Below are 21842 nucleotides of genomic sequence, written 5' to 3'. Positions count from 1 at the left end.
ATGGGAGAATTTTAAATTTAGTAGGAATGAGAAATAACAACTATTTATTTAGTTTTAAGGTTTTGTAAAAAGCTTCAATTGTTTCATATAATCAATGGCTTTTGTTTTGTTTTTCTGTTTAGAAACATACATACAAATTTTTATCGTTTTCAATTTAATATTCTATATCTTCATAAATAGATTTTTCTACATCAGGAAGAACTGTGTATATACTCTTACCGATTAAAGCTTCTAATTCTTTCTTAATCGCATAAAACCCTTTCCAATGTAAAGATGTATGAGATGTTGTACCATGACGCAAACCAACAGAAATTAATCTTCTTTCCAGCGTAGTAAAGCCATCCGCATCAGCAAGAGCGTCACAAAGAGTAATTACTTTATTGTATAAATCGTAGTTACAATGTTCATTTAATATTTCAACTAACCGGCTTCTCATATGGTCAGGAACGAGACTCCATTCCGCTGCGATATCTATATGTTCATTTTTGCATGGGAATGAGTGTGTCACACAAATAACAGCGTTTCCTGTATACCCTAAATCATTCATATACATATAACCATCATAGGAATGAATGACCGATTTGGTAAAACCTTTGTATCTTCCGATATCATGCAAAAGGGCAGCGTTATATGCTATGTCAGCATCTAGCTTGTACCCTTTTTTTATAAGTTCTATAATTATGTTTTCAGTTGCATGAGCAACATGTAGTGAATGTTCAAACCAAGGGCCCGGGTTTTGTTCATATGCCCATTCGAGTAATTCTTTTGCGTATGTTCTATCTAATATATATTTCATATCGTTATCCTTTCACAAAAAATCATATCTTACTATAAATTCCTCTTATTATTTCATTATTCCTTCTTTAAAAATTGTTACAATGAAACAAAAGGGGGAAAAGTAATGCGAAATTTAGTAATTGAAGAAATTAAGAAACTAGAAAATGATATAGAAGAACTTTCGAAACTTTTGAAAATGGTTGTAAATGATGGGGCATCAATTGGTTTTTTGCCTCCACTGGAACAAAAAGATGCAACAAAGTATTGGCAAACAGTATTAGCGCCAGAAGTGATATTGTATGTGGCTAAAATAAACAACGAAGTAGCAGGGAGTATTCAATTACAGTTAGTTACAAAGCCTAACGGAATTCATAGAGCTGAGATTTGTAAATTAATGACTCATCCAAACTTTAGACGTAACGGTATTGGACGAGCGCTTATGCAAAAAGCAGAGGAACGAGCAAAGCAAGAAAACAGGTCTCTTTTAGTATTAGATACTAGAGAAGGAGATCCTTCCAATAAATTGTACAAATCACTAGACTACCAAGAAGTTGGAACAATACCAGGGTATGCAATTTCTCCGAATGGAAAGTTAGATGCTACGGTTATTTATTATAAAAACATTTAAGGTATAATCAAACGGGGAGAGTGCTTAATTATTAGTAAGTGAATAATAAACGACTATTTTTAACACCGTCTATATTTTTCTGGCGGTGTTAAAATAGTTAATTATAATCTAATTAACGCACTAAATGAATTTGAGAAAGTTTTTAGAGGGTTCTTTTAGTAATGATTCTCGTCTTATAATAAATGTAGAGAAGATGACTAGCCAACTATAGTTATTTTCGCTTTATTATGGGAAGGGGATGAAAGAATGAAAAAGAATAGTTTACAAAAGATGAAGAAAGTTATTTTAAGTGGTGGCGTATTACTTACGGGATTATTAACATTTGGATTTTCAGAAAAGGCTTCAGCTCATGGATATGTAGAATCACCAGCGAGCCGATCTTATTTATGTAAGCAAGGGGTAAATGTAAATTGTGGACCGATTCAATATGAACCTCAAAGCGTAGAAGGAATAGGTGGATTTCCGCAACTAGGACCTTCTGATGGACAAATTGCAGGGGCTGGTCATTTTCCCGCTTTAGATGTTCAAACTGTAGATAGGTGGAAGAAAGTTACGTTAAATGGCGGGACGAATACATTCAAGTGGAAACTAACGGCTCCTCATAGTACGAAAGAGTGGAAATACTATATTACGAAAAAAGGTTGGAATCCCAATAAACCTTTGACGCGATCAGATTTAGATTTAGTGCCATTCTATGTGAAAAATGACGGTGGAGCTAGACCAGGAACAACAGTAACGCACGAAGCGAATGTACCAACTGACCGTAGTGGATACCATCTTATTTTAGCTGTTTGGGAAATTGCAGACACTGGAAATGCGTTTTATCAAGTTATAGATGTAAACCTTTTGAATAATGGCTTATCCTCAAATTTCGCTTTTAACAATGTAGTGCAAGCTCCTACACTATTTTAATTGAAACATACATTTCGATCATCTAATTCATTTTAGATGATTTTTTTTATGAAAATGATGAAAAATATAGAAGAAAGTGCAATTATTTATAAAAAAATATGCTTTAAATATTGTCATATTTGCTTCTTTAAGATATCCTTTTCATGAAGAGGTGGAAAACATGGAAAAAGTACTAGTTTTCGGGCATAAAAACCCAGATACAGATGCAATTTGTTCTGCAATTGCTTATGCAGAATTGAAAAAAGAATTAGGAATGAATGCTGAGCCTGTACGTTTAGGCGAAATCAGCGGTGAAACTCAATTTGCGTTAGACTATTTTAAAGTAGATGGACCGCGTTTTGTTGAGACAGTAGCAAGCGAAGTGGACAACGTTATTTTAGTTGACCATAACGAGCGTCAACAAAGTGCTAACGATATCGAATCAGTTCGTGTGTTAGAAGTTATTGACCATCACCGTATTGCTAACTTTGAAACAAGCGATCCTATATACTATCGTTGTGAGCCAGTTGGCTGTACAGCTACAATCTTAAACAAAATGTACAAAGAAAATGGCGTAACAATTCGTAAAGAAATTGCAGGTTTAATGTTATCTGCAATCATTTCAGATTCTTTACTATTCAAATCTCCAACTTGCACAGAACAAGACGTAGCAGCTGCTCGTGAATTAGCGGAAATCGCTGGTGTAGATGCAGATAACTACGGCTTAGAAATGTTAAAAGCTGGTGCTGACTTAAGCGGAAAAACAATGGAGCAATTAATCTCTCTTGATGCTAAAGAATTCCAAATGGGTAATGCGAAAGTTGAAATCGCACAAGTAAACGCTGTTGATACAAACGACGTTCTTGTACACCAAGCGGAACTTGAAAAAGTAATTTCTGCAGTAGTAGAAGAAAAAGGTTTAGACCTATTCTTATTCGTTGTAACTGATATCTTAACTAACGATTCTGTCGGTCTTGCGATCGGTAAAGCAGCAAACGTTGTTGAGAAAGCATACAACGTATCACTAGAAAACAATACAGCTACTTTAAAAGGTGTTGTATCTCGTAAAAAACAAATCGTACCAGTATTAACAGAAGCATTCCAAGCTTAATCGTATTGCGTACAGATGAACAGTAAGGACAAGTAGTCAGATTGGCTACTTGTCCTTTTTTATTTATAATAAGCAGAAATTTTTAATTTTTAAACAGTCGCATTGTGTATGCTTAATGATATGGAAGTATTGAAAAGTAAATTACAGGGGATTTTTGAAAAAATATTGAATCTGTTTCAAAATTAGAGAGCTGGATTTCGGAGGAACTGCGTTTAACTTTTTAGAAGAAAGGATATAAAGTTTTGATTAACGAATTAAAATAAGGATAGCGTTAGCTATCCTTATAATCGTTTATTCGTAAGATTTTTTCTTGTTTATATAAAATGTGATTATCGTAGTAATGAAGAAAATAGGTATCGCATACACTTGCCCAACAAATAACTTCCAGCCGACATAATTATAGCCTTCAGATGCTGGGATGATAACGGAAATAACGCAAACGATAAAATAGACTAATAGTGCAGGGATAATATTTTTCATTTTTATGAACCTCCTTTATTGCTTTATTAATACATGCTAGTATTATAATTTACTTTTATTATTTTGAAGAAAAAATGAAAAAATTTTATGGTATTATAATATTTGCAATGAGAGTAATCTATAGTACGTATATGGTAAAATGTGTAATTTTAACTTTCAGAATTATTATATAGTATTTCGAGAGAAAAATGTACAAAATAACGAATTTTATTTACCAAAGTAAAGGGAGTAGAAATATATATGAAAAGGCTATGTATAATTCCATGTGGAAAAAAGAAAATTTGGGATAAACATTCAGACTACGGACCGATGGAAGCAAAAGATGTATATATTAGTCCGTTCGGAAAAGCATGTCAGGCGTACGCAACTATGTTTTTCGAAAACTGGGTTATATTATCAGCGAAACATGGATTTTTAAGACCAAGTGATATTGTATTAGAAAACTATGATCTTGCATTTGATTCAAAAAGCGATGAGGTAATAAGTATAGAGCAATTACAAAAACAGATGGTAGATAAAAGTTTATTACAGTTTGACGAAATCGTCTTATTAGCAGGGAAGAAGCATAAAAAAGTAGTGACAAAGCTATATCCAGAAGAAATGATTACATATCCGCTAGAGGGGTGTAAAGGGATTGGGTATATGTTGCAGAGGTTGAAAGAAGCTGTGAAGGAAGGGGAGGAAATATAGGTGTAGTTTCAGTGATTTTAAACTCTATTTATTTAGGGAGCTGAAAAGTAAAATAGAGTTTTTAGGCATCGCCGAAAGGGTGATGCTTTTTTGTTCGTGTCGTCATTCATGTAAAAGTAATTTAGAGAATAAATCATTCGATTTATGAAGCGATAGCTTTTTTATATCGAAAACAAATTGCGTCACTTTTAGAAAATGTAGGACGTATGGGCACAGTTAAGATTGTAAGTGGGAATAGCAATAAGACAAGTTTTGAATAAGATATTAAGAAAGGAGATGTTGATGAATAATGGCTAGATATAGTTTGCACGGAGGACACAATAGTATTGTTCAAGGTGCTAATTTCGGGAATCGGAAAGAACACGTTCTAGATAGGCAAGTTAAAGATGCCGTGGCGGCTAAGTTAAGAGCCCTAGGACACACGGTTTATGACGATACGGACGAGGTAGGGGCAACTCAATCACAAAATTTAAATAATATCATTCGGAATAGCAATTCCCATGCTGTGGATTTAGTTATTTCTTTTCATCTTAATGCAAGTGATGGAAATGGACAGGGTGTTGAGGTTTTATATTATGATCAGAAAGATTTGGCGGCTAAAATCTCAGCTCAACTAGCAAAAGATATTGGATGGCGTGATCGAGGTGCGAAACAACGTACAGATTTAGCAGTATTAAATGGAACGAAGGCACCGGCTATTCTTATTGAATTAGGATTTATTGATAATGAATCCGACATGGCAAAATGGAATGTTGATAAAATCGCTAATTCTATTGTATTTGCTCTTACAGGACAAACTGGAGGAGGTGAAGCGAATTTGCTCAAAGTAAAAACTGGTGGTGTAGCATTTAGTAATTTACAAGCTTTGGCTCAAGCTATGGTTGATGCGGGTATTGATGGACAAATTGTCGTTCAAAAAGATGGCATTGGTTATGCTATAACGAATGGCTATCCGTCCGGGAATATCGATAAATTTACAGCTTGGTTAGATGCACGTAAATGGTACTATGAGTACGTGAGATAAAACGAAAATTGGTTTGATTAAAAACTAAAAATTGTCTTATTTTTAGTTAACAAGTATATTAAGTAACTATAAAAATATGGACAATTTATATGTAAATTAGTACACAAAACCACCTGTCAGAAAGGTGGTTTTATTTATCAAGCTATTTGCGGGAAGTAAAATTCTTACCTCAAAATTCGGATGAAGCTAAGAAATTAGGTGGGAATTACACTGCTCGTAGCCTCCTACTAATTATCGTTTCACTTTATATAGTTTAGGGTTTTGTAAATCTTTACTTATTAAACCCGTAATAATATTTTGTTTTCTCAATACATAAGCCGAATTTTAAATTATTACCCAATAATATAATACCTCTCATACTATTTATTAGTTGATAATAACAAAAAAACAAGCTTTGAATATAATAATGAAAAAGGAGATGTTAAATAATGGGTTATATTGTAGATATTTCGAAATGGAATGGCGACATTAACTGGGATATCGCAGCACCACAATTAGATTTCGTAATTGCACGTGTGCAAGATGGTTCAAACTATGTAGATCCTTTATATAAAAATTATGTACAAGCAATGAAAGCAAGGAATATTCCGTTTGGTAATTATGCGTTCTGTCGTTTCATTTCAGTAGAGGATGCACGGATAGAAGCAAGAGACTTTTGGAACCGTGGTGATAAAAATGCAACAGTTTGGGTAGTTGACGTAGAAGTAAGAACAATGAACGATATGAGAGCGGGTGCACAAGCTTTTATTGATGAATTACGCAGATTAGGAGCTAAGAAAGTCGGTTTATATATTGCTCATCATATGTATGCTCCATTTGGAATGGCAAATGTCAATTGTGATTTTGTATGGATTCCTCGTTATGGTGGTAACAAACCGGCCTATCCATGTGATATTTGGCAATACACAGAGACAGGCAATGTGGCTGGTATCGGCAAGTGTGATTTAAATAAGCTGATTGGAAATAAGCCGTTAGCTTGGTTTACAAATCAAATTGTTGAGCCGATAAAAAAACAAGAAGGGGTTGGAATTATAGTGAATAAATATAACAAAGTAGTTACTTATGAATTTGGTGTAAATTTAATTTCTGACATGATTCAAATGATGGATAAGCTTGGATATATTTCTAAAATAATATCTCGTGGAGATAACCAAGGGCTTGTGTATTTCGAAACAGATTATCGTCAAGGGAACGAACTGGACAAAGCAACTGCTTGGTTAGATATGAAAGGAATTAAATATTTTTATACAAAAGAGTAGTTTGCTAAATAAAAATAAGAGCCGTCATGTGACGGTTTTTATTTTTATTTAATCTTTTAACTCTACTTATAATATGGAGAAAATAGACTAATAAACAAGCCTTTGTATACTTTCAAACATAGAATATGATGAATTCTATCAAGGAGGAAGCATATTTATGAGAAATACTTGTCATTGTGGACATTTTCAAGATTGTAATAAATTTTGGGATGATTTAATGTTTGGGAGATGTAAGCGCAATGATTTTCACGAGTGTTGTTGCAAAGAGAAACCGAAGTGTGAGTGTGAAAAATGTCATTGTAAAACAAAAGCGAAATGCCATTGTAGGCATGAAGAGGAAGGGTATTAATAATAAAAAAGAGTACGATGCGTACTCTTTTTTGGGGTGATTATATTCCATTTTGAACAGATTTCTTTACAATTACCCATGTGTCTTTCTTTTTAACCGTTATAGCTACATTAGTTCCATTAGATTCCTTATAAAAGATATATCCATTATTTGAGTTTACATATGTTACTGGTTCGCCTATGCAATCTCGCGAGCAGGATTTGTTGACTAGTTCAATTAAGGATAGTTCACTTGGATCGGTTTTACTGGCTTCTATAACAGCATCAAGGCTTGTTTTTCGATAACCTTGCAAGTTTATATGAAAAAGCTGCTCTATTTCTCCTGTAATGCTAGTGTTCATTACTTCTACTGAATTCTTTTTTTCTTGAAGAAAGCCGTTTTCATAAAGTAATTTTGTATAGCCAATCCATGCTATTAACACTAGCATGAAAAACATACCCGTCATTTTAAGTATTCGAAGTCGTTTGCTTATAATTGTTTCTGAGTATTTCATTCACTCTAATCCTCCAATGTTTTTAATTTAAAATATGCTTGGATACATACTTTTAGAAGAGGATGAAAGTTAATGAGTTTTTAATAAAAAAGAAAACATCCAGGGTTAGATGCTTTCTTTTTTTGGTATTTTTGGCTATCTGTTAGTTACTTGTTTCATAAGTGGTCTTATTTCTTTAACTGGTGGTTTCTTATCATAGGCATCAACGTAAGAAAAGTAGTAGTTTAAGTTTCTTAGAAGACCTTTTCCTATTTTTGCACTTAAGAAAGGAAAGACTTGTCCGGTATAATCATCGAGAGATTTACAGTAATATTTTTCATCTAAATATATACTGTATTTACATGTTAGTTCTACTAAAGGATTCCCTTCATCATCAAATACTTCTTTAGAATCAATAATATCTATTAGTGCAAATTTTTCATTTAAGTAAACTTTCTTTTTTTTCTCGTGTTTATTTGTAAGTATAAAAACGAGACCAATCGCGTTAATCAAACTATTTCCTCCTATAAAAAACGGATATTAATAAAATATATCGATATAAGCTAAATGTAAAGAGGAGAGGTGAAATATCATGGAGAGAAAACTAAATAAGCCGATTGGTGAGAGCTGATAATCAGTGGGGGATGAACAAACCCCTCACTGATTAAAGTTTCACTTTATTGAAAGACTTGCGGGAATTGTTTTACGATTGCGTTTGTTATCATGTCAGCCATTTCTAATGCTTCTTTTTCAATTTTATCGTAAAGTTTTACTCCTGCTTCATAATCTTCATTTAGGAAGGCAAGTGCTTCTGCTTTCGTTAGTGCTAAATGTTCATAAAACATTTTTCTAAATTCTTCTTTATCTATATATGGGTTGATACTGTTAAGAAATTCAATAATTGCGTCACCATTAGCGTACCATTTTTTCTCTATAGCGGCCGCTGCATTTTGATTACCAGCTTTTGCCGCTTTAACAAGATCCGCTGCAATTACTAAGTGATCTTTAATTAATGCACTATATTTTTTTACTGCATCTTCACCGTAAAATGGTTCAAGTGATAGTCCCATATGTGTTGCGTTTTGTAGAAGTCGTCCAACAGTAACGTTAACATCTGGTAAATTAAATACTATACTTATAATAGCCAATCTCGTCCAAGCGACGTGTTGTTCCCATAAAGAACGCATATATCCTTTTAAAAAATTCTCATTTTTACTAATTCGGTAGTTCCGTACGGATAAATCATAGTTTACATAAGGGTTATGGTAGGGGGAGTAATACGATTGCCAATAAGAATACATAAATAGTAACACTCCTTTGAACATGTATAACTCAAAGTATGATGAAGATTTATTTTTAGTTCCGTGTCCTAGATTATTTTTAGGGAATTTGAAATGGAGAAATTCAATGAATGATGTTGTGATATATATGAATAATTTGAATATAAAGTAAAAGAGGGTCTGCAAGGGAAGTTACAGACCCTCAAAAGGGTATTGCCGAGATGTCGGACTCGACTACGTAATGTTATCATAAAATTCTTTTGAAAAAACCTGGTAAATGTGTCCAAATGAAATTGGGACCTTCATACAGTCAAAGGGACCTGCTTCCCGCGGCAGATCCCAATAACTAGATAATGTCGATGAGCAAAAAACTCATCTGGAGTACTTTTATAGTAACAAGTAAAATGTGTTTTGTGTATTGAGAAAGAAGAATTGCATAATTATATACGAACAATTTAACTCCCAACAATTTATGATTATCATTAATTGTTGGGAGTTAAATATGGTTATAAAATGGAGAAAAGACTTGGAAGTGAGATCGAGGTACACAGAAGTATGTAATCATGAAAAAGACCTGCTAATATAAGCAGGTCAACTTAAGGGGTTTATCCAACAGATTATTATATATGTTAACAACTCAATTGTAGTAAGTCTATATGTTTAATATTGAGAAAACTTCTGTGAATAATATATTTTTTGCGCATATATTAACGTTTAAAAAGTTGAGAAAGAAAATTAAAAAGCTTTTTATAAGAGAATAATGGCTGATACTTATAGTATGATTCATATTTCCACGCATCATTATTAGAGAATTGGAGTTGTTTTGTTTTCGTTTTTGCCGTGATGGACCTCATATTACGATGTTTCATATAGTAACCTCCTGAATTTATATGTATACGATTAGTAGTATTCAAGAAAGGGAAATAAAATGAACATTTAAATTGAAACTCTTTCTTCTTGTGTACTGGATTTACGTTATAAATGTTGTAAAACATATAAAATAATGATGCTAATTCATATTAAATAAGTGAAGAAACATAGAATAATGAAAAAACAATAAGCATCTAATCATCCCTTTCAAGTCGCATAAGTGATTGATATAATAGAAGTAGATGAAAGATAAAGAAAAGCAGGTGACTCTTTTTTGTTTACTAAAGCACAAGAACTTTTAGCGTCCTACTTTGGTTATTCTTCGTTTCGAAGAGGACAAGATGAAACAATTAAAAATGTACTAGATGGGAAAGATACGGTTTGTATCATGCCAACGGGTGGCGGTAAGTCGATTTGTTATCAAATTCCGGCATTAGTATTTGAAGGAACGACGTTGGTTATATCACCTTTAATATCACTTATGAAGGATCAAGTAGATACATTGGTACAGAATGGCATTTCAGCTACATATATTAATAGTTCTATATCTATTGCAGAAGCAAATCAGCGAATTCAATTAGCGAAACAAGGACATTACAAGTTACTTTATGTGGCGCCTGAGCGTCTTGATTCGATGGAGTTTGTTGACCAACTTATCGATATGAAAATCCCTATGATTGCGATTGATGAAGCACACTGTATTTCACAGTGGGGACATGATTTCCGTCCAAGTTATTTACATATACATCGCATATTAGATTATCTTCCAGAAAAGCCGCTCGTATTAGCATTAACAGCAACAGCAACACCGCAAGTACGTGATGATATTTGTAATACACTTGAAATTAATCAAGAAAATACAATTATGACAACGTTTGAGCGTGAGAACTTATCGTTTTCTGTCATTAAAGGGCAAGATCGAAATGCATATTTGGCGGATTATATTCGTCAAAATCAAAAGGAATCTGGGATTATATATGCAGCTACTAGAAAAGTAGTCGATCAGTTATATGAAGATTTAATGAAGGCAGGAGTTTCTGTATCAAAATATCACGCTGGTATGAGTGATATTGATCGAAATGAGCAACAAGAACTCTTTTTACGAGATGAAGTAAGTGTAATGGTAGCAACATCTGCATTCGGGATGGGTATTGATAAATCGAATATTCGTTACGTAATTCATTATCAGCTTCCAAAAAATATGGAAAGTTACTATCAAGAAGCAGGACGTGCTGGTCGTGACGGATTAGATAGTACATGTATATTGTTATATTCTTCTCAAGATGTACAAGTACAGCGTTTTTTAATTGATCAATCAACTGGAGAATCACGTTTTTCAAATGAACTTGAAAAATTGCAAAATATGACCGATTACTGTCATACAGAACAATGTTTACAATCATTCATTTTGCAATACTTTGGAGAAGAACCGAAAGAAGATTGTGGACGCTGTGGTAATTGTACAGACAATCGCGAGAGCATCGATGTGACAAGAGAATCACAAATGGTTTTATCATGCATGATTAGAACCAACCAACGCTTTGGAAAGCAAATGATAGCGCAAGTATTAACTGGGTCGAAGAATAAAAAAGTTATTGAATTTAATTTTCATACTTTACCAACGTATGGGCTTTTATCGAACCGTAGTGTAAAAGAGGTCAGTGAGTTTATTGAGTTTTTAATTTCAGACGAGTTAATTGCAGTTGAACATGGCACTTATCCGACGTTAAAAGTAACTGAAAAAGGGAAAGAAGTATTACTTGGTAAAGAGAATGTTTTACGAAAAGAACGAGTAGAGACAAGACAAATTGTTCAAGACCATCCTTTATTTGAAGTGCTTCGTGAAGTACGTAAAGAAATTGCACAAGGAGAAGGTGTACCTCCGTTCGTTATTTTCTCTGACCAAACATTAAAAGATATGTGTGTGAAAATGCCGCAAAATGATTCCGAATTGTTGACGGTAAAAGGTATCGGAGAACACAAACTTGTGAAATATGGCTCGCACTTCTTACAAGCAGTTCAGCATTTTATTAAGGAAAATCCAAATTATGCTGAAACGATTAAGACAGAAGTAGTTTCAGAGCGTAAAAAGTCAGGAAAAGCGTCCGCAAATTCTCATTTAGAAACGTATGAAATGTATAAACAAGGTATTGATTTGAATGAGATTGCAAAAGAACGTAACTTATCAAGACAAACAATCGAAAACCATTTAATTCGCTGCTATGAGGATGGAATGGAAGTAGATTGGCAAAGCTTTGTTTCAGCAGAGTATGAATCTCTTATTGAAACTGCCGTTCAAAATGCAGATGGTGGTCTGAAATCTATTAAAGAACAGCTTCCGAATGAAGTGAGTTACTTTATGATTCGTGCTTATTTACAAATAAGAAAGTAGAGGCATATAAAGGGGATAAGAATTTATGTATCATGTTTTCGTTTATGGAACGTTAAGAAGAGGACAAACGAATGCTCATTATATGCTAGGTGCAACATGCATCGCAGACAGAGCTTGGACATATGGAAAATTATTTGATACGAACGAAGGATATCCAGCCATGACTTATTCGATTGAAGAACAAGTGTATGGAGAAATTTATGTAGTAAATGATGAGATATTGTGTAAGTTAGATGAACTAGAAGAATATACAGGCAATGCGGAGACTGATTTATATAATCGAATCACGCAAACAGTATATGTTGCTGATAGGGAAATTGAGGCATATGTGTATATCGCTCAGGATAAAAAGATGTTAAAGAAAGTGATAGACTCTGGTGACTGGCTTATGTATCAAAAAATATAATAAGGTAGTTTTAAAAATTGGAAAGCAGATAATGACGAATTCATTATCTGCTTTTTATTGTGTGAATAATTGTCGTTCTCTTTTTATTCTTATAGTTCTTAGTACGATTCCAATTCCGAGAAATAAAACAGTAGCAGCGACCCCGCTAATAGGATTTAACCAAAAATCACTACTGTTTGTAAGAGTAATAATCCCTGTTATTGTAACTAAAACAGTAGGAACAGCATCCTCGATCGCATGCATGATAACACATGGCCAGACGGATTTTGTAAGTCTATATATTTCAACATACATAATTGACCAACAAACCATAAGGATACAGCCAGATAGAAGCATATTTAATCTTGAGATAGATTCAAAATACTCATTTGGTAAAAAGACTAGATAGTAAGCAGCATGCCAAAGTGCCCAAATGAAACCAGAAATAATATAAATGTACCAATCGTTTAGATTTAGTTCAATCAACTTTGGAGTTAAATAACCCCGCCAAGAAAACTCTTCAAAAATGTTTTTAATAAAGTTACCAATAGTAGACATGACTATGAGTGACAATAACGTGGATATATCAAAACTAGAAATATGAGCTATTCCAAAAATGAGCGATATGCTTATCGTTATTACTGTAACAAATGGATAAATAAGTAGTGCAGTGAAATACCATATAAAATTTCCTTTCAAATTTGGCTTGATGCCAAAATCATTCCAATCTCGGCTAATAACTCTAAGTAAAATGCTTACGAGGAAAGGTAATATTAGCCATAATCCCATACCTAAAGTGTTTCCTTCAGGTTGATTTGTTAGAAGAGAATCTAGAAATACCCCAATCCACCCACTGGCCAAAACAGTGAATACAAAAATAAGTAAATATAACTTTAACGGTTTCTTTTTCGCGACATTCATTTGAAGAGCCTCCTTTACTTTTATTTATCCTACTATTTGTGGGCAGTAAAACGCCCATTGATTAAAGTCTTTCATTTTTACAATGTTTTTTAATAGATAAATTAAATAGGAGACAAATAGAAAGTAGTATCTTTTGTATGCATCACTATACTATATGTGTATTTCTGTGATTTAGATGTTGCATATTCTTTTTAAATTAGAAAGATGAAAAGTAAGTTTTTTCGGAAAATTTAAATGGAAACTATTGACTTTATGATTGGGTTTTTAATACAATGATACTTCGACTGAAAAATTAGAACGGACAGGAGGGAATCGTCGAAATGAGCAACATATTTGAAGATGAGTTACAAAAAATGAAGGATACTTTACATACGATGGATGAGCAATTGGATAAGCTTGAAAAAACCCCGGTTTATTATGGAGAAGATTTTAAAGAGCAAATTCTTGAAAGTATGAGGGAGTCTAATAGACAAAACTTACGTATTGGTGTGCAAGAGCCGTACTTTGGAAGGTTAGATTTTCAGGAAGATGGAAAAGAAGAAGTTATGCCGATTTATATCGGAAAAGTAGGGGTTTCGGATATGGACACGATGAAGCCAATCATTATTGATTGGCGAGCGCCTGTCGCAAGTATGTTTTATTCATTTACCGGTGGAGAAGAATTAGCATTTTATCAATCACCAGATGGGTTAGTAGAAGGTGATGTGTATTTAAAACGAAACATTTCCATTCGAAAAAGAGAACTTGAACGTGTTGTTGATACATATGTAAAAGGAAATGAAGATGTATCGCATGCCGATGATTTTCTTCTATATCGATTAGGTGAGAATAAAGATAATAAGCTAAAGGATATTGTTTCAACAATTCAATCGGAACAAAATGATATTATTCGAGCGGAAAGAAATTTACCATTACTTATTCAAGGGGTTGCAGGGAGCGGAAAGACAACAATTGCTTTACATCGCCTTGCTTTTTTAATTTATGAATATCGTGAACAATTAGAAGCAGAAAGAATGATCGTATTTGCGCCGAATAGTCTGTTTTTAGACTATATTTCGAGTGTACTTCCTGAATTAGGTGTAGGAAATATTAGTCAAACAACGTTTCCGGATTGGGCATTACGTACGTTAGATGATTCAGTGAAACTAAAGCAGACAGAAGAAAAATTGAAAGAAGCATTTTCAATTAATCGTGATGAAAAGAAGGTAATGCTAGGTAAATTAAAGGGTACGTTGGAATTTAAGACGTTTATTGAAGAGAGAATGATCCAATTTGAAAATGAGTTAGTTCCGACAAAAGATTTTGAGGCGTGGGATAGAGCGACTATTCCAGTAGAAGATATTAAAAAATGGATGCAAGTTGAATATAAACATTATCCTTTACAGAAAAGAAGAGAACGATTAGTAGGACGAATGAAGCGCTGGATTGAAATTGAACTTAAAAAATTCGGGGAAACAAACGAGAAAAAATTACTTAAAAAAGAAGCGACTAAGAGACTGAACGCATATATGAAGTTTTGGCCGAAAATGAGTGCTCTTTCACTGTATAGTTCAATAGTAAAAAGTAAAGAAATACTCGAGGTATTACCTGAAGAACTTGTTAAAGAAACAGAAAAGAGTTGTCGTAAAAAAGAAGTGTATGTAGAAGATTTACCAGCTTTAATATACATACATCATCGTATAACAGGGATTGAAATCGGGCAGAAGTTTCATCACGTTGTTATTGATGAAGCGCAAGATTTTTCGCCTTTCCAAGTTTATGTATTAAAAGAAATTACATTAGGTAATTCTTTCACTATATTAGGTGATTTATCGCAAGCGATTTATGATTACCAAGGAATTGAAGATTGGAATGCTTTTAAGGAAGTATTCCAAGAAACCGGTTATTATGAATTGACAAGAAGTTATCGTTCTACAAAAGAAATTATTGAATTTGCAAATGAAATAATTAAAAATGCAGAAATCCCAGTAGGACTCGCAACACCAGTCTTCCGCAGTGGAGAAGATGTGAAAGTAATTCATGCGGAAAATCAATTTACTGAAATTGTGAAGACGGTAAAACATTTGCAAAATGCAGATGTGAAAACAATTGCGGTAATCGGAAGAACAGAAGATGAATGCCGTGATATATATGTGAAATTAACAAATGCAGGATTAACGGTAAACGTAATTGAAGCAAACCAAAGTAAATATGAAGGTGGTATATCAGTAGTACCTGTCTATTTAGCGAAAGGTTTAGAATTTGATGCGGTGCTTTTAATTGATGTGGATGAGGAACATTACAAAAACACAAAACATGATGCAAAGTTACTATATGTCGGATGTACGAGATCACTTCATGACTTATGGATTTTCCATAGTGGGGAAGCGTCACCTTTAATTAAAGGATTAAAATAAAGTGAAACTATAATCAGTGGGGAGTTTTACTGCAAGCTAATGTGGGATAAATATAAAAAGAGGATTTTCTAGTACTGTATGAAAATCCTCTTTTTTATATTAAAATGGTAGACGTGTAAAATGACAATAAAGTTATTTAATTTTCGATATAAGATACTTCACTGTACTTAAAAATATAACAATAAAGTCGTTTCTGTAGTGCTTTAAGAAAAAAATGTACTTTTTAATAGACTACATGCTGCTAATTTAAGTCTTTAATTTATAGCTGTAGAAATAAATAATAATGAATAAAGATAATGATTAATATATAATTTAATGAGAACAAATGTACATTTATTTTTAAATGTGAGTTCTAAAAAATAAAAGCCTTTTCTCAATATCGAGAAAGTAGGGTCTTCAGCATACACTTTATTTTTCACATTCACAATCATCTAAATAATATACAACAAATATTTCCCGATCTTCGTCTATTTCTGACGCACATCTTTTTAATGGTCTCGCCTGTAGAGAATGATTAAAAATTAAAAGATGAGGTAGTAAGTCAGAAGTACTTTCTTTCTCAAGAACATGAAGCACCTCTCTTTGCGATGGTTCATCTTCATATTTTCGGTATTCAACACATCTAAAGTTGTATTTCTTTGATTGAGTTAGGTAAGTTGTTTCTTCCTTCAACTTTTTAAGTTTAATTCTCACTACATCATCAACCCAAGAGCCTATATTCTCGTAAACTACACCATTACTTACAATGTAATCAGTTATTAATCTCGCAGATATCTCTTCATTTTTTAAGTTTTTACGTGAAAATAATACTTCTTTCGTTTCAGTAATATATTCGATGGTATTCATTTTTGCATTAGCCTCCTTCACTTAGTTTAAAATTAGCTTATACTATAAATAAGACAGATTTTGTCATATTTTATGAAAAAGGTGATTAAATGTCTAAAACTAAACGTATCATTAGAATCATGCTGGCATTAAACAATAATAATTCCATTACTGCAAAGGAACTTGCTAAATCCGAAGGAGTCTCAGAGAGAACAATCCTCCGAGATATACAGGAGCTAAGTGAAATTTACTTTCCAGTCTATTCAGAAAGAGGTAGAAATGGAGGATTTAGTACACTAAAAAATAAAATGATCCCTCCTATTTGGTTTAGTGAGGATGAAATAATAGCTTTATTTTTTGCAATAGATGCCATGCAATATGTTGGCGCCACTCCTTTTTCTACTTCATATAATGTAATTTTAAATAAACTGTTCAATATGATTCCTCAGGAAACTTCCGATGCAATTGAGAATACTAGAGACAAAATCTTGATGTGGCAACCAAATATTAAAGTAGATAAAAGGGTCCTAAGAAACCTTTATGATGCATCTGTAGAAGAGAAAACTGTTAATATCTTATATGAAACAACTGAAGATGAAATCTATAGAGAGATAGAACCTATGGGCTTATACGTATATGACGGGTATTGGTATTGTCCCGCTTACTGTAGAATGAGAAGAGGCATAAGGCTTTTCAGAGTAGATCGAATAAAAAAAACAATTATTAATTCTACTTCTCATTCCACTAATGTCCATTCGAATGTTAAAGAATGGCTGTATTCTGAGTGTGAATCTAATCTCATAAAGCTCGAAGTGAGTTTAAGCAAAGAAGGAAAAAGAAAAGCTGAGAGCATATCATGGTTAAGAGATAATATGGAATACAATTCAGATGGAACCGCGAAAATAACAAAGAATATTAACCCTTCAGAAGAGTGGTTTTATGTTGAACTACTTTGGAATATTGGACAAGAAGCAGAAATAATAGAACCTGATTTCATAAAAAATAAGCTTATTGAAAGGGCTAAATCAGTGATAACGAAATATAATGACTTTTAGCTTAATTTACATTTAATTTTATACTACTAGAAAGGATCACTGCATAGATAATTGTTCCTTTATTCAACTAAAGGGTGCGATTGTGGCATAAAATAGATAAAAAATAATCAAACTTTATTTCAAATCCACAACGGATGATGGTCCTATTATCAACGAATGGTATCTATCTTCCTAAGTCTATTAAAACGCCATAATCCCCTACTCGTGGTTTAGAAAGTAGGGGGTATTTTTTGTAAAAGATTTATCCTTTTTATCAAAGCACTACACTACATTTGAATAATGTTCAATTTCAAACGAATAAAGCCATTAATATTAAATCTTGATAGCCACCATCCAATTTTACCCCCTTTGCTTTTCTACCCTCTTCAAAGAAGCCTAGATTCTTATATAACTGGATTGCACCTAGATTATCTTCCATTACCTCAAGACAAACTTTTTCAATCTTACTGTTATTTTTAGCCCAATTGATTAACGTTTCTAGAAGTGCTCTTCCAATACCATAATTTCGATATTCGGGTAATATGGTCATCGCAAAAGCCCCTTGATGACTAATTTTTTCTTTGTTTCCGTTCTTAAAATCTATTGTACCGACTAACTTACCATCAACTTCAGCAATAAACTGTACATAATTTGGATTTTCATGATAAGCTTTTAACGTTTTTTGAATAACATCGATACGCACCTTTTTTACATCCTCAACCGTACTTAGCATGTATGGAGCGTTTATTAAAGCTTTTGAAGCAGAATCTAGTATTCTTTCTGCATCCTGTTCTTTAGCTTCTCTAATTATTATTGTTTTTCCATCCTTAGATTTATAAGTAAAAACATTAGTTGATAAGATACTACACACACCCTTTCGGAATATAATTAGTTGAATTTTTTAACTATCGTGCAATTATTAAGTAAGAAAAAGTCGTATCACCTTTTTCTGCAATCGCTCTGCTTCAACTTAATGATGATTATTTCAAATATTTTTAATTTTTACAAGGATTTATTCCTTAATATAGCCCGATTGTTGAATAACATGACTAGCGTTTTTTAAACAATTTTATTATGTTTTAAACAACTTTATTATCTCTGTACAAGATGAATTAATGACTTGAGCTGTTGTGTAAATAATATACAATGACCTTTTCTAATTCCTTAGTTTGTTCTTTTTCCCATATACGAACGGCATCTACTAGAGTTTGTGTGTGTTTTAACCAATCTAGAATAAGATGTAGTTGTTCTTGTATTTGCCCAATGTTTTGCTCCTTTATGTTCTTATTCTGAATTCTATCAATTAATTGAAGCATATAGGGAAGTTTTTCTATGCATTCGCTTAAATCTCCGCAATAACCTGAAGGGAATTCATGTGTGCCAAATTCTAAAGTATTGATGTAATTAGAAACTAGGTATATCATAGCTTCTTGTTCGGTATCACCACCTAATTCAATCGCTTTTCGAAGGAATTTTTCTAAATCGTCTTCTTTATTGCTAGAGTCCATATAAATTCCTATCCATCTAAAAGGTCTTGAATCAAATGGGTTGTTTTCTGTCCATCTATATAGAATGTCAATTAGAAAACTATTTAGTGAGAAAGTTAAGACCTCATCTTTTTCGTTTAATGCATCTAAAATAGTAAACAGCGAAATGGCAAACTCTTCTTGAACTTTTGATTCCCATTTTTTTGCATTTGTAATAAATGTCCCTAAATGTTTAAAAGCTAATTTTCGAAGTCCCGCTTCGCGATGCTGACAGTAACAAATAAAATCATGCCAATGCTCATTTGTATTCATATGTATAATAATAGTTTGTAATGCAGTGAGAGGTTTATCCATTATAAGTCCCCAATCTATTAAGCACGTGTTGAAAATTTAGTGTTGCTATATCATTACATAAATTAAAGTGGGAAGAATTTAAGATGGATTTTATTGGTCACGGGATCTAATCGATTGGTAATGTAGCGATTCTAACAGGACCCATTATTGACTTTGAAGATGAAACGAAAAAAGTTATTATGTTTATCTGAATATTGAGGGGATATGTTTATTTAATTTTTAGAAAACATAGACTATTAAATTTGTAAATGGTATAATCTTCTTATTATTGGAAATAAAATCAAAATATTTGAAAATAAAGGATAGGGTTGGTTTTAATGGGGGATTCTGATCACAAAGAAACAAAGGCAATATTAAAGTTATGGTTTATTTATATACCACTTGCATTTGGAGAATTTGTCTTTTCGAATATCATAGGTTATTTAAAAAAATAAAGATTTTGTATTTGAAAAACAATTAACCTAATTTAATTGTTTTTTTATTTTCCTCTAATAAACCAAACAAAAATAGAGATTTTGAACAAGATGAAGTTTATGAAGGAAATAACGTTGATTAGGTGCTGAAAACGGGAATCATTCAAGCATGGTAATTCACCGTTTTTATAGCTTCCTATAGTGAGATGTTATGTTCACATCATATGTATACGATATTTGTAACTTAATATAGCATTACTGGAACTTCAAAATTAGTAGTTAAGGTTGTTACCTTTTAGAGTGTTATATATAACTTAGCTAAAAAAGCACAAATCATATAATTTGCGCTGTTCATTATCTGTTTTTTGGTAAAAAATTATAGTTTTTGTCACATTAATACTGTATGATACATAGTATAAAACACATACTGTATGACATATAGTAATGGAAATGAGGTGAGTGAATGGATACTTTATTAAACTCGTTAATTACTGAGTTAAGAAGAGGGACATTAACGTTAGCTGTTTTAAGTCAATTAAGAACGCCGCAGTACGGATATTCACTTGTCCAGTTATTGGAGCAATCAGGGGTTACAATTGATCAAAGTACTTTATATCCACTACTTCGCCGATTAGAAAAGCAGGAATTAGTGACGAGTAGTTGGGATAAAACGGAGAGTAGACCTCGTAAGTATTATGTTTTAAGTGATTATGGATTAGAAATATTTTTGCAGTTGAAAAAAGAATGGATAAAGGATTCGAAAGAACTTTATAACTTATTAAAGGAGGAGGAAGAGAATGAATTTAATTGATCTCTATATCCAAGAGGTTGCGAAGAGATTACCTGAAAAAAAATCGTGAAGATATTACACTTGAACTAAGGTCAACTATAGATGATATGTTACCTGAAGATTATAATGAGAAAGATGTAAAGAGCGTTCTCGAAAAATTGGGGAGTCCGGTTTCATTGGCTAATGGTTATTTGGATAGACCGATGCATTTAATTGGACCACGTTATTTTGATGTATATACAACGTTGTTAAAAATGATTATACCAATCGCAGCTGTCATTGCACTCATATCAATGGTTGCAGAAAATTTTATAGGCTATAGTGGTGATCAAGCAGTATTAAATGTTATTTTTCAATTGATAGGTAAAGGCATTGGGGAAATTTTTGAAGTGGGCCTCCATGTATTTTTCTGGTTGACACTTGTGTTTGTTATTTTAGAAAGAACAGATACAGACAAAGGTATCGAGCCGTTGACGACAAGTTTAAAAAAATGGACACCAGATGATTTGAAAAACATCTCGTATATTCCAAAGAAAAAAGCAATCTCGAAGTTTGAAGTTTTTGGAGGTTTAATGTGGACAGCAGTTTGGGCTACACTTTACTTTTATGCGAATCATCTTGTTGGCGTATATAACGGTACGGCAAATGGACTGAAGTTTGTCTCGCCAACTTTTAATCAAGATGTTTTATTGCAGTACTGGCCAATCGTTGTAATTATGATCGTTTTTGAAATATGTATATCCCTTTATAAATTAGTGCAGGGACAATGGACTCAAAGATTGGCGATTGGGAATGCTATTCTTCAGATAGCTGGGACGATAGTATTCATTGTAATTGTAGTAAATCCACATGTATTTAACGCAGGGTTTATTACGTATTTGGCAAATGCATTTACTATTTCCCTAGAGGGATTTAAAACGTGGTTAGTTGGCGGTGGAATTGTAATTTACACATTATCTGCTGCAATAAATATATTTGACGGTTTCCGAAAAGCTAGTATTCGTATGTAGATAA

The 21842-nt window shown here is 32.8% G+C and carries 22 protein-coding genes and 1 pseudogene; 13 read left to right on the top strand and 10 right to left on the bottom strand.

The window, feature by feature from the left end; all coding sequences use genetic code 11:
* Positions 1 to 154: 154 nt before the first annotated feature.
* The gene (locus tag ACTFRY_RS17865) at positions 155 to 796 is read right to left on the bottom strand and encodes an HD domain-containing protein (RefSeq protein ID WP_000874109.1); all 642 of its coding nucleotides are present in this window, start codon (positions 794 to 796) and stop codon (positions 155 to 157) included.
* 105 nt (positions 797 to 901) lie between these two features.
* On the opposite strand from ACTFRY_RS17865, the gene ACTFRY_RS17860 reads away from it, so the two are divergent.
* The 3 genes from ACTFRY_RS17860 (at position 902) to ppaC (ending at position 3407) form a co-directional block, all read left to right on the top strand.
* Complete coding sequence (locus ACTFRY_RS17860; RefSeq protein ID WP_001245249.1) at positions 902 to 1405, top strand: GNAT family N-acetyltransferase; 504 nt, start codon at positions 902 to 904, stop codon at positions 1403 to 1405.
* A 246-nt stretch (positions 1406 to 1651) separates the two neighbouring features.
* Positions 1652 to 2317 carry a lytic polysaccharide monooxygenase gene (locus ACTFRY_RS17855; RefSeq protein WP_000742279.1) on the top strand — a complete coding sequence of 222 codons (666 nt, stop codon included), beginning with the start codon at positions 1652 to 1654 and terminating at the stop codon, positions 2315 to 2317.
* Positions 2318 to 2477: 160 nt separating this feature from the next.
* Positions 2478 to 3407 (top strand): manganese-dependent inorganic pyrophosphatase, encoded by a 930-nt coding sequence (gene ppaC, locus ACTFRY_RS17850; RefSeq protein ID WP_440032363.1) that lies wholly within the window; start codon positions 2478 to 2480, stop codon positions 3405 to 3407.
* Positions 3408 to 3698: 291 nt separating this feature from the next.
* Here the strand turns inward: ppaC and ACTFRY_RS17845 are convergent, their stop codons facing one another.
* Positions 3699 to 3887, bottom strand: a complete 189-nt coding sequence (locus tag ACTFRY_RS17845; protein WP_000789486.1) for a DUF4017 family protein — start codon at positions 3885 to 3887, stop codon at positions 3699 to 3701.
* A gap of 240 nt (positions 3888 to 4127) precedes the next feature.
* Here ACTFRY_RS17845 and ACTFRY_RS17840 point away from each other — a divergent pair, with 240 nt between their 5' ends.
* The 4 genes from ACTFRY_RS17840 (at position 4128) to ACTFRY_RS17825 (ending at position 7249) form a co-directional block, all read left to right on the top strand.
* Positions 4128 to 4577, top strand: coding sequence for a DUF6884 domain-containing protein (locus ACTFRY_RS17840; protein WP_000824872.1), 450 nt, complete (start codon positions 4128 to 4130; stop codon positions 4575 to 4577).
* A 289-nt stretch (positions 4578 to 4866) separates the two neighbouring features.
* On the top strand, positions 4867 to 5601 hold the full coding sequence (locus tag ACTFRY_RS17835) for an N-acetylmuramoyl-L-alanine amidase (RefSeq protein ID WP_000135281.1): 735 nt from the start codon (positions 4867 to 4869) through the stop codon (positions 5599 to 5601).
* A gap of 428 nt (positions 5602 to 6029) precedes the next feature.
* Complete coding sequence (locus tag ACTFRY_RS17830) at positions 6030 to 6860, top strand: GH25 family lysozyme (protein ID WP_044797626.1); 831 nt, start codon at positions 6030 to 6032, stop codon at positions 6858 to 6860.
* Positions 6861 to 7081: 221 nt separating this feature from the next.
* Positions 7082 to 7249, top strand: coding sequence for a hypothetical protein (locus ACTFRY_RS17825; protein ID WP_001999954.1), 168 nt, complete (start codon positions 7082 to 7084; stop codon positions 7247 to 7249).
* Here ACTFRY_RS17825 and ACTFRY_RS17820 read toward each other — a convergent pair whose 3' ends face one another.
* From ACTFRY_RS17820 to ACTFRY_RS17805, 4 genes are all read right to left on the bottom strand, one after another.
* Positions 7250 to 7702, bottom strand: coding sequence for a hypothetical protein (locus ACTFRY_RS17820; RefSeq protein ID WP_000877574.1), 453 nt, complete (start codon positions 7700 to 7702; stop codon positions 7250 to 7252).
* Positions 7703 to 7837: 135 nt separating this feature from the next.
* A complete protein-coding gene (locus ACTFRY_RS17815; RefSeq protein WP_000606231.1) occupies positions 7838 to 8194 on the bottom strand; it encodes a hypothetical protein in 357 nt (118 codons plus the stop codon).
* A gap of 164 nt (positions 8195 to 8358) precedes the next feature.
* Positions 8359 to 8982 (bottom strand): acetylglutamate kinase, encoded by a 624-nt coding sequence (locus ACTFRY_RS17810; protein ID WP_136986690.1) that lies wholly within the window; start codon positions 8980 to 8982, stop codon positions 8359 to 8361.
* A 686-nt stretch (positions 8983 to 9668) separates the two neighbouring features.
* A complete protein-coding gene (locus tag ACTFRY_RS17805; protein ID WP_000682736.1) occupies positions 9669 to 9830 on the bottom strand; it encodes a hypothetical protein in 162 nt (53 codons plus the stop codon).
* 275 nt (positions 9831 to 10105) lie between these two features.
* On the opposite strand from ACTFRY_RS17805, the gene recQ reads away from it, so the two are divergent.
* Together recQ and ACTFRY_RS17795 are read left to right on the top strand one after the other, a co-directional pair.
* Positions 10106 to 12223, top strand: a complete 2118-nt coding sequence (gene recQ / locus ACTFRY_RS17800; protein ID WP_098616646.1) for a DNA helicase RecQ — start codon at positions 10106 to 10108, stop codon at positions 12221 to 12223.
* A 25-nt stretch (positions 12224 to 12248) separates the two neighbouring features.
* Positions 12249 to 12629 (top strand): gamma-glutamylcyclotransferase family protein, encoded by a 381-nt coding sequence (locus ACTFRY_RS17795; RefSeq protein WP_000274905.1) that lies wholly within the window; start codon positions 12249 to 12251, stop codon positions 12627 to 12629.
* A 54-nt stretch (positions 12630 to 12683) separates the two neighbouring features.
* Here ACTFRY_RS17795 and ACTFRY_RS17790 read toward each other — a convergent pair whose 3' ends face one another.
* Positions 12684 to 13529 (bottom strand): CPBP family glutamic-type intramembrane protease, encoded by an 846-nt coding sequence (locus ACTFRY_RS17790; protein ID WP_016118060.1) that lies wholly within the window; start codon positions 13527 to 13529, stop codon positions 12684 to 12686.
* Between the two features lie 320 nt (positions 13530 to 13849).
* Here ACTFRY_RS17790 and ACTFRY_RS17785 point away from each other — a divergent pair, with 320 nt between their 5' ends.
* Positions 13850 to 15925: a HelD family protein gene (locus tag ACTFRY_RS17785; RefSeq protein WP_016118059.1), complete on the top strand. Its 2076-nt coding sequence runs from the start codon at positions 13850 to 13852 to the stop codon at positions 15923 to 15925.
* Positions 15926 to 16333: 408 nt separating this feature from the next.
* On the opposite strand, the gene ACTFRY_RS17780 is transcribed toward ACTFRY_RS17785, so the two are convergent.
* Complete coding sequence (locus ACTFRY_RS17780) at positions 16334 to 16771, bottom strand: hypothetical protein (RefSeq protein WP_044797630.1); 438 nt, start codon at positions 16769 to 16771, stop codon at positions 16334 to 16336.
* 89 nt (positions 16772 to 16860) lie between these two features.
* Between ACTFRY_RS17780 and ACTFRY_RS17775 the strand changes: the two genes are divergently transcribed.
* Complete coding sequence (locus ACTFRY_RS17775; protein WP_044797631.1) at positions 16861 to 17805, top strand: helix-turn-helix transcriptional regulator; 945 nt, start codon at positions 16861 to 16863, stop codon at positions 17803 to 17805.
* Between the two features lie 289 nt (positions 17806 to 18094).
* Here ACTFRY_RS17775 and ACTFRY_RS17770 read toward each other — a convergent pair whose 3' ends face one another.
* Positions 18095 to 18655 (bottom strand): GNAT family N-acetyltransferase, encoded by a 561-nt coding sequence (locus tag ACTFRY_RS17770; RefSeq protein ID WP_176545904.1) that lies wholly within the window; start codon positions 18653 to 18655, stop codon positions 18095 to 18097.
* A gap of 241 nt (positions 18656 to 18896) precedes the next feature.
* Positions 18897 to 19625 carry a hypothetical protein gene (locus tag ACTFRY_RS17765; protein WP_016118057.1) on the bottom strand — a complete coding sequence of 243 codons (729 nt, stop codon included), beginning with the start codon at positions 19623 to 19625 and terminating at the stop codon, positions 18897 to 18899.
* Between the two features lie 876 nt (positions 19626 to 20501).
* Between ACTFRY_RS17765 and ACTFRY_RS17760 the strand changes: the two genes are divergently transcribed.
* A complete protein-coding gene (locus ACTFRY_RS17760) occupies positions 20502 to 20849 on the top strand; it encodes a PadR family transcriptional regulator (protein WP_000380301.1) in 348 nt (115 codons plus the stop codon).
* A pseudogene (locus ACTFRY_RS17755) lies at positions 20836 to 21838 on the top strand (HAAS signaling domain-containing protein). The gene ACTFRY_RS17760 and the pseudogene ACTFRY_RS17755 overlap by 14 nt, the downstream one beginning before the upstream one ends.
* Positions 21839 to 21842 lie beyond the last annotated feature (4 nt).

Source organism: Bacillus cereus group sp. MYBK195-1 (assembly GCF_051916605.1).
Taxonomy (GTDB): Bacteria; Bacillota; Bacilli; order Bacillales; family Bacillaceae_G; genus Bacillus_A; species Bacillus_A cereus.
Note: the sequence above shows the minus strand (reverse complement) of the source record. Positions and strands in the feature narration are given on the sequence as shown.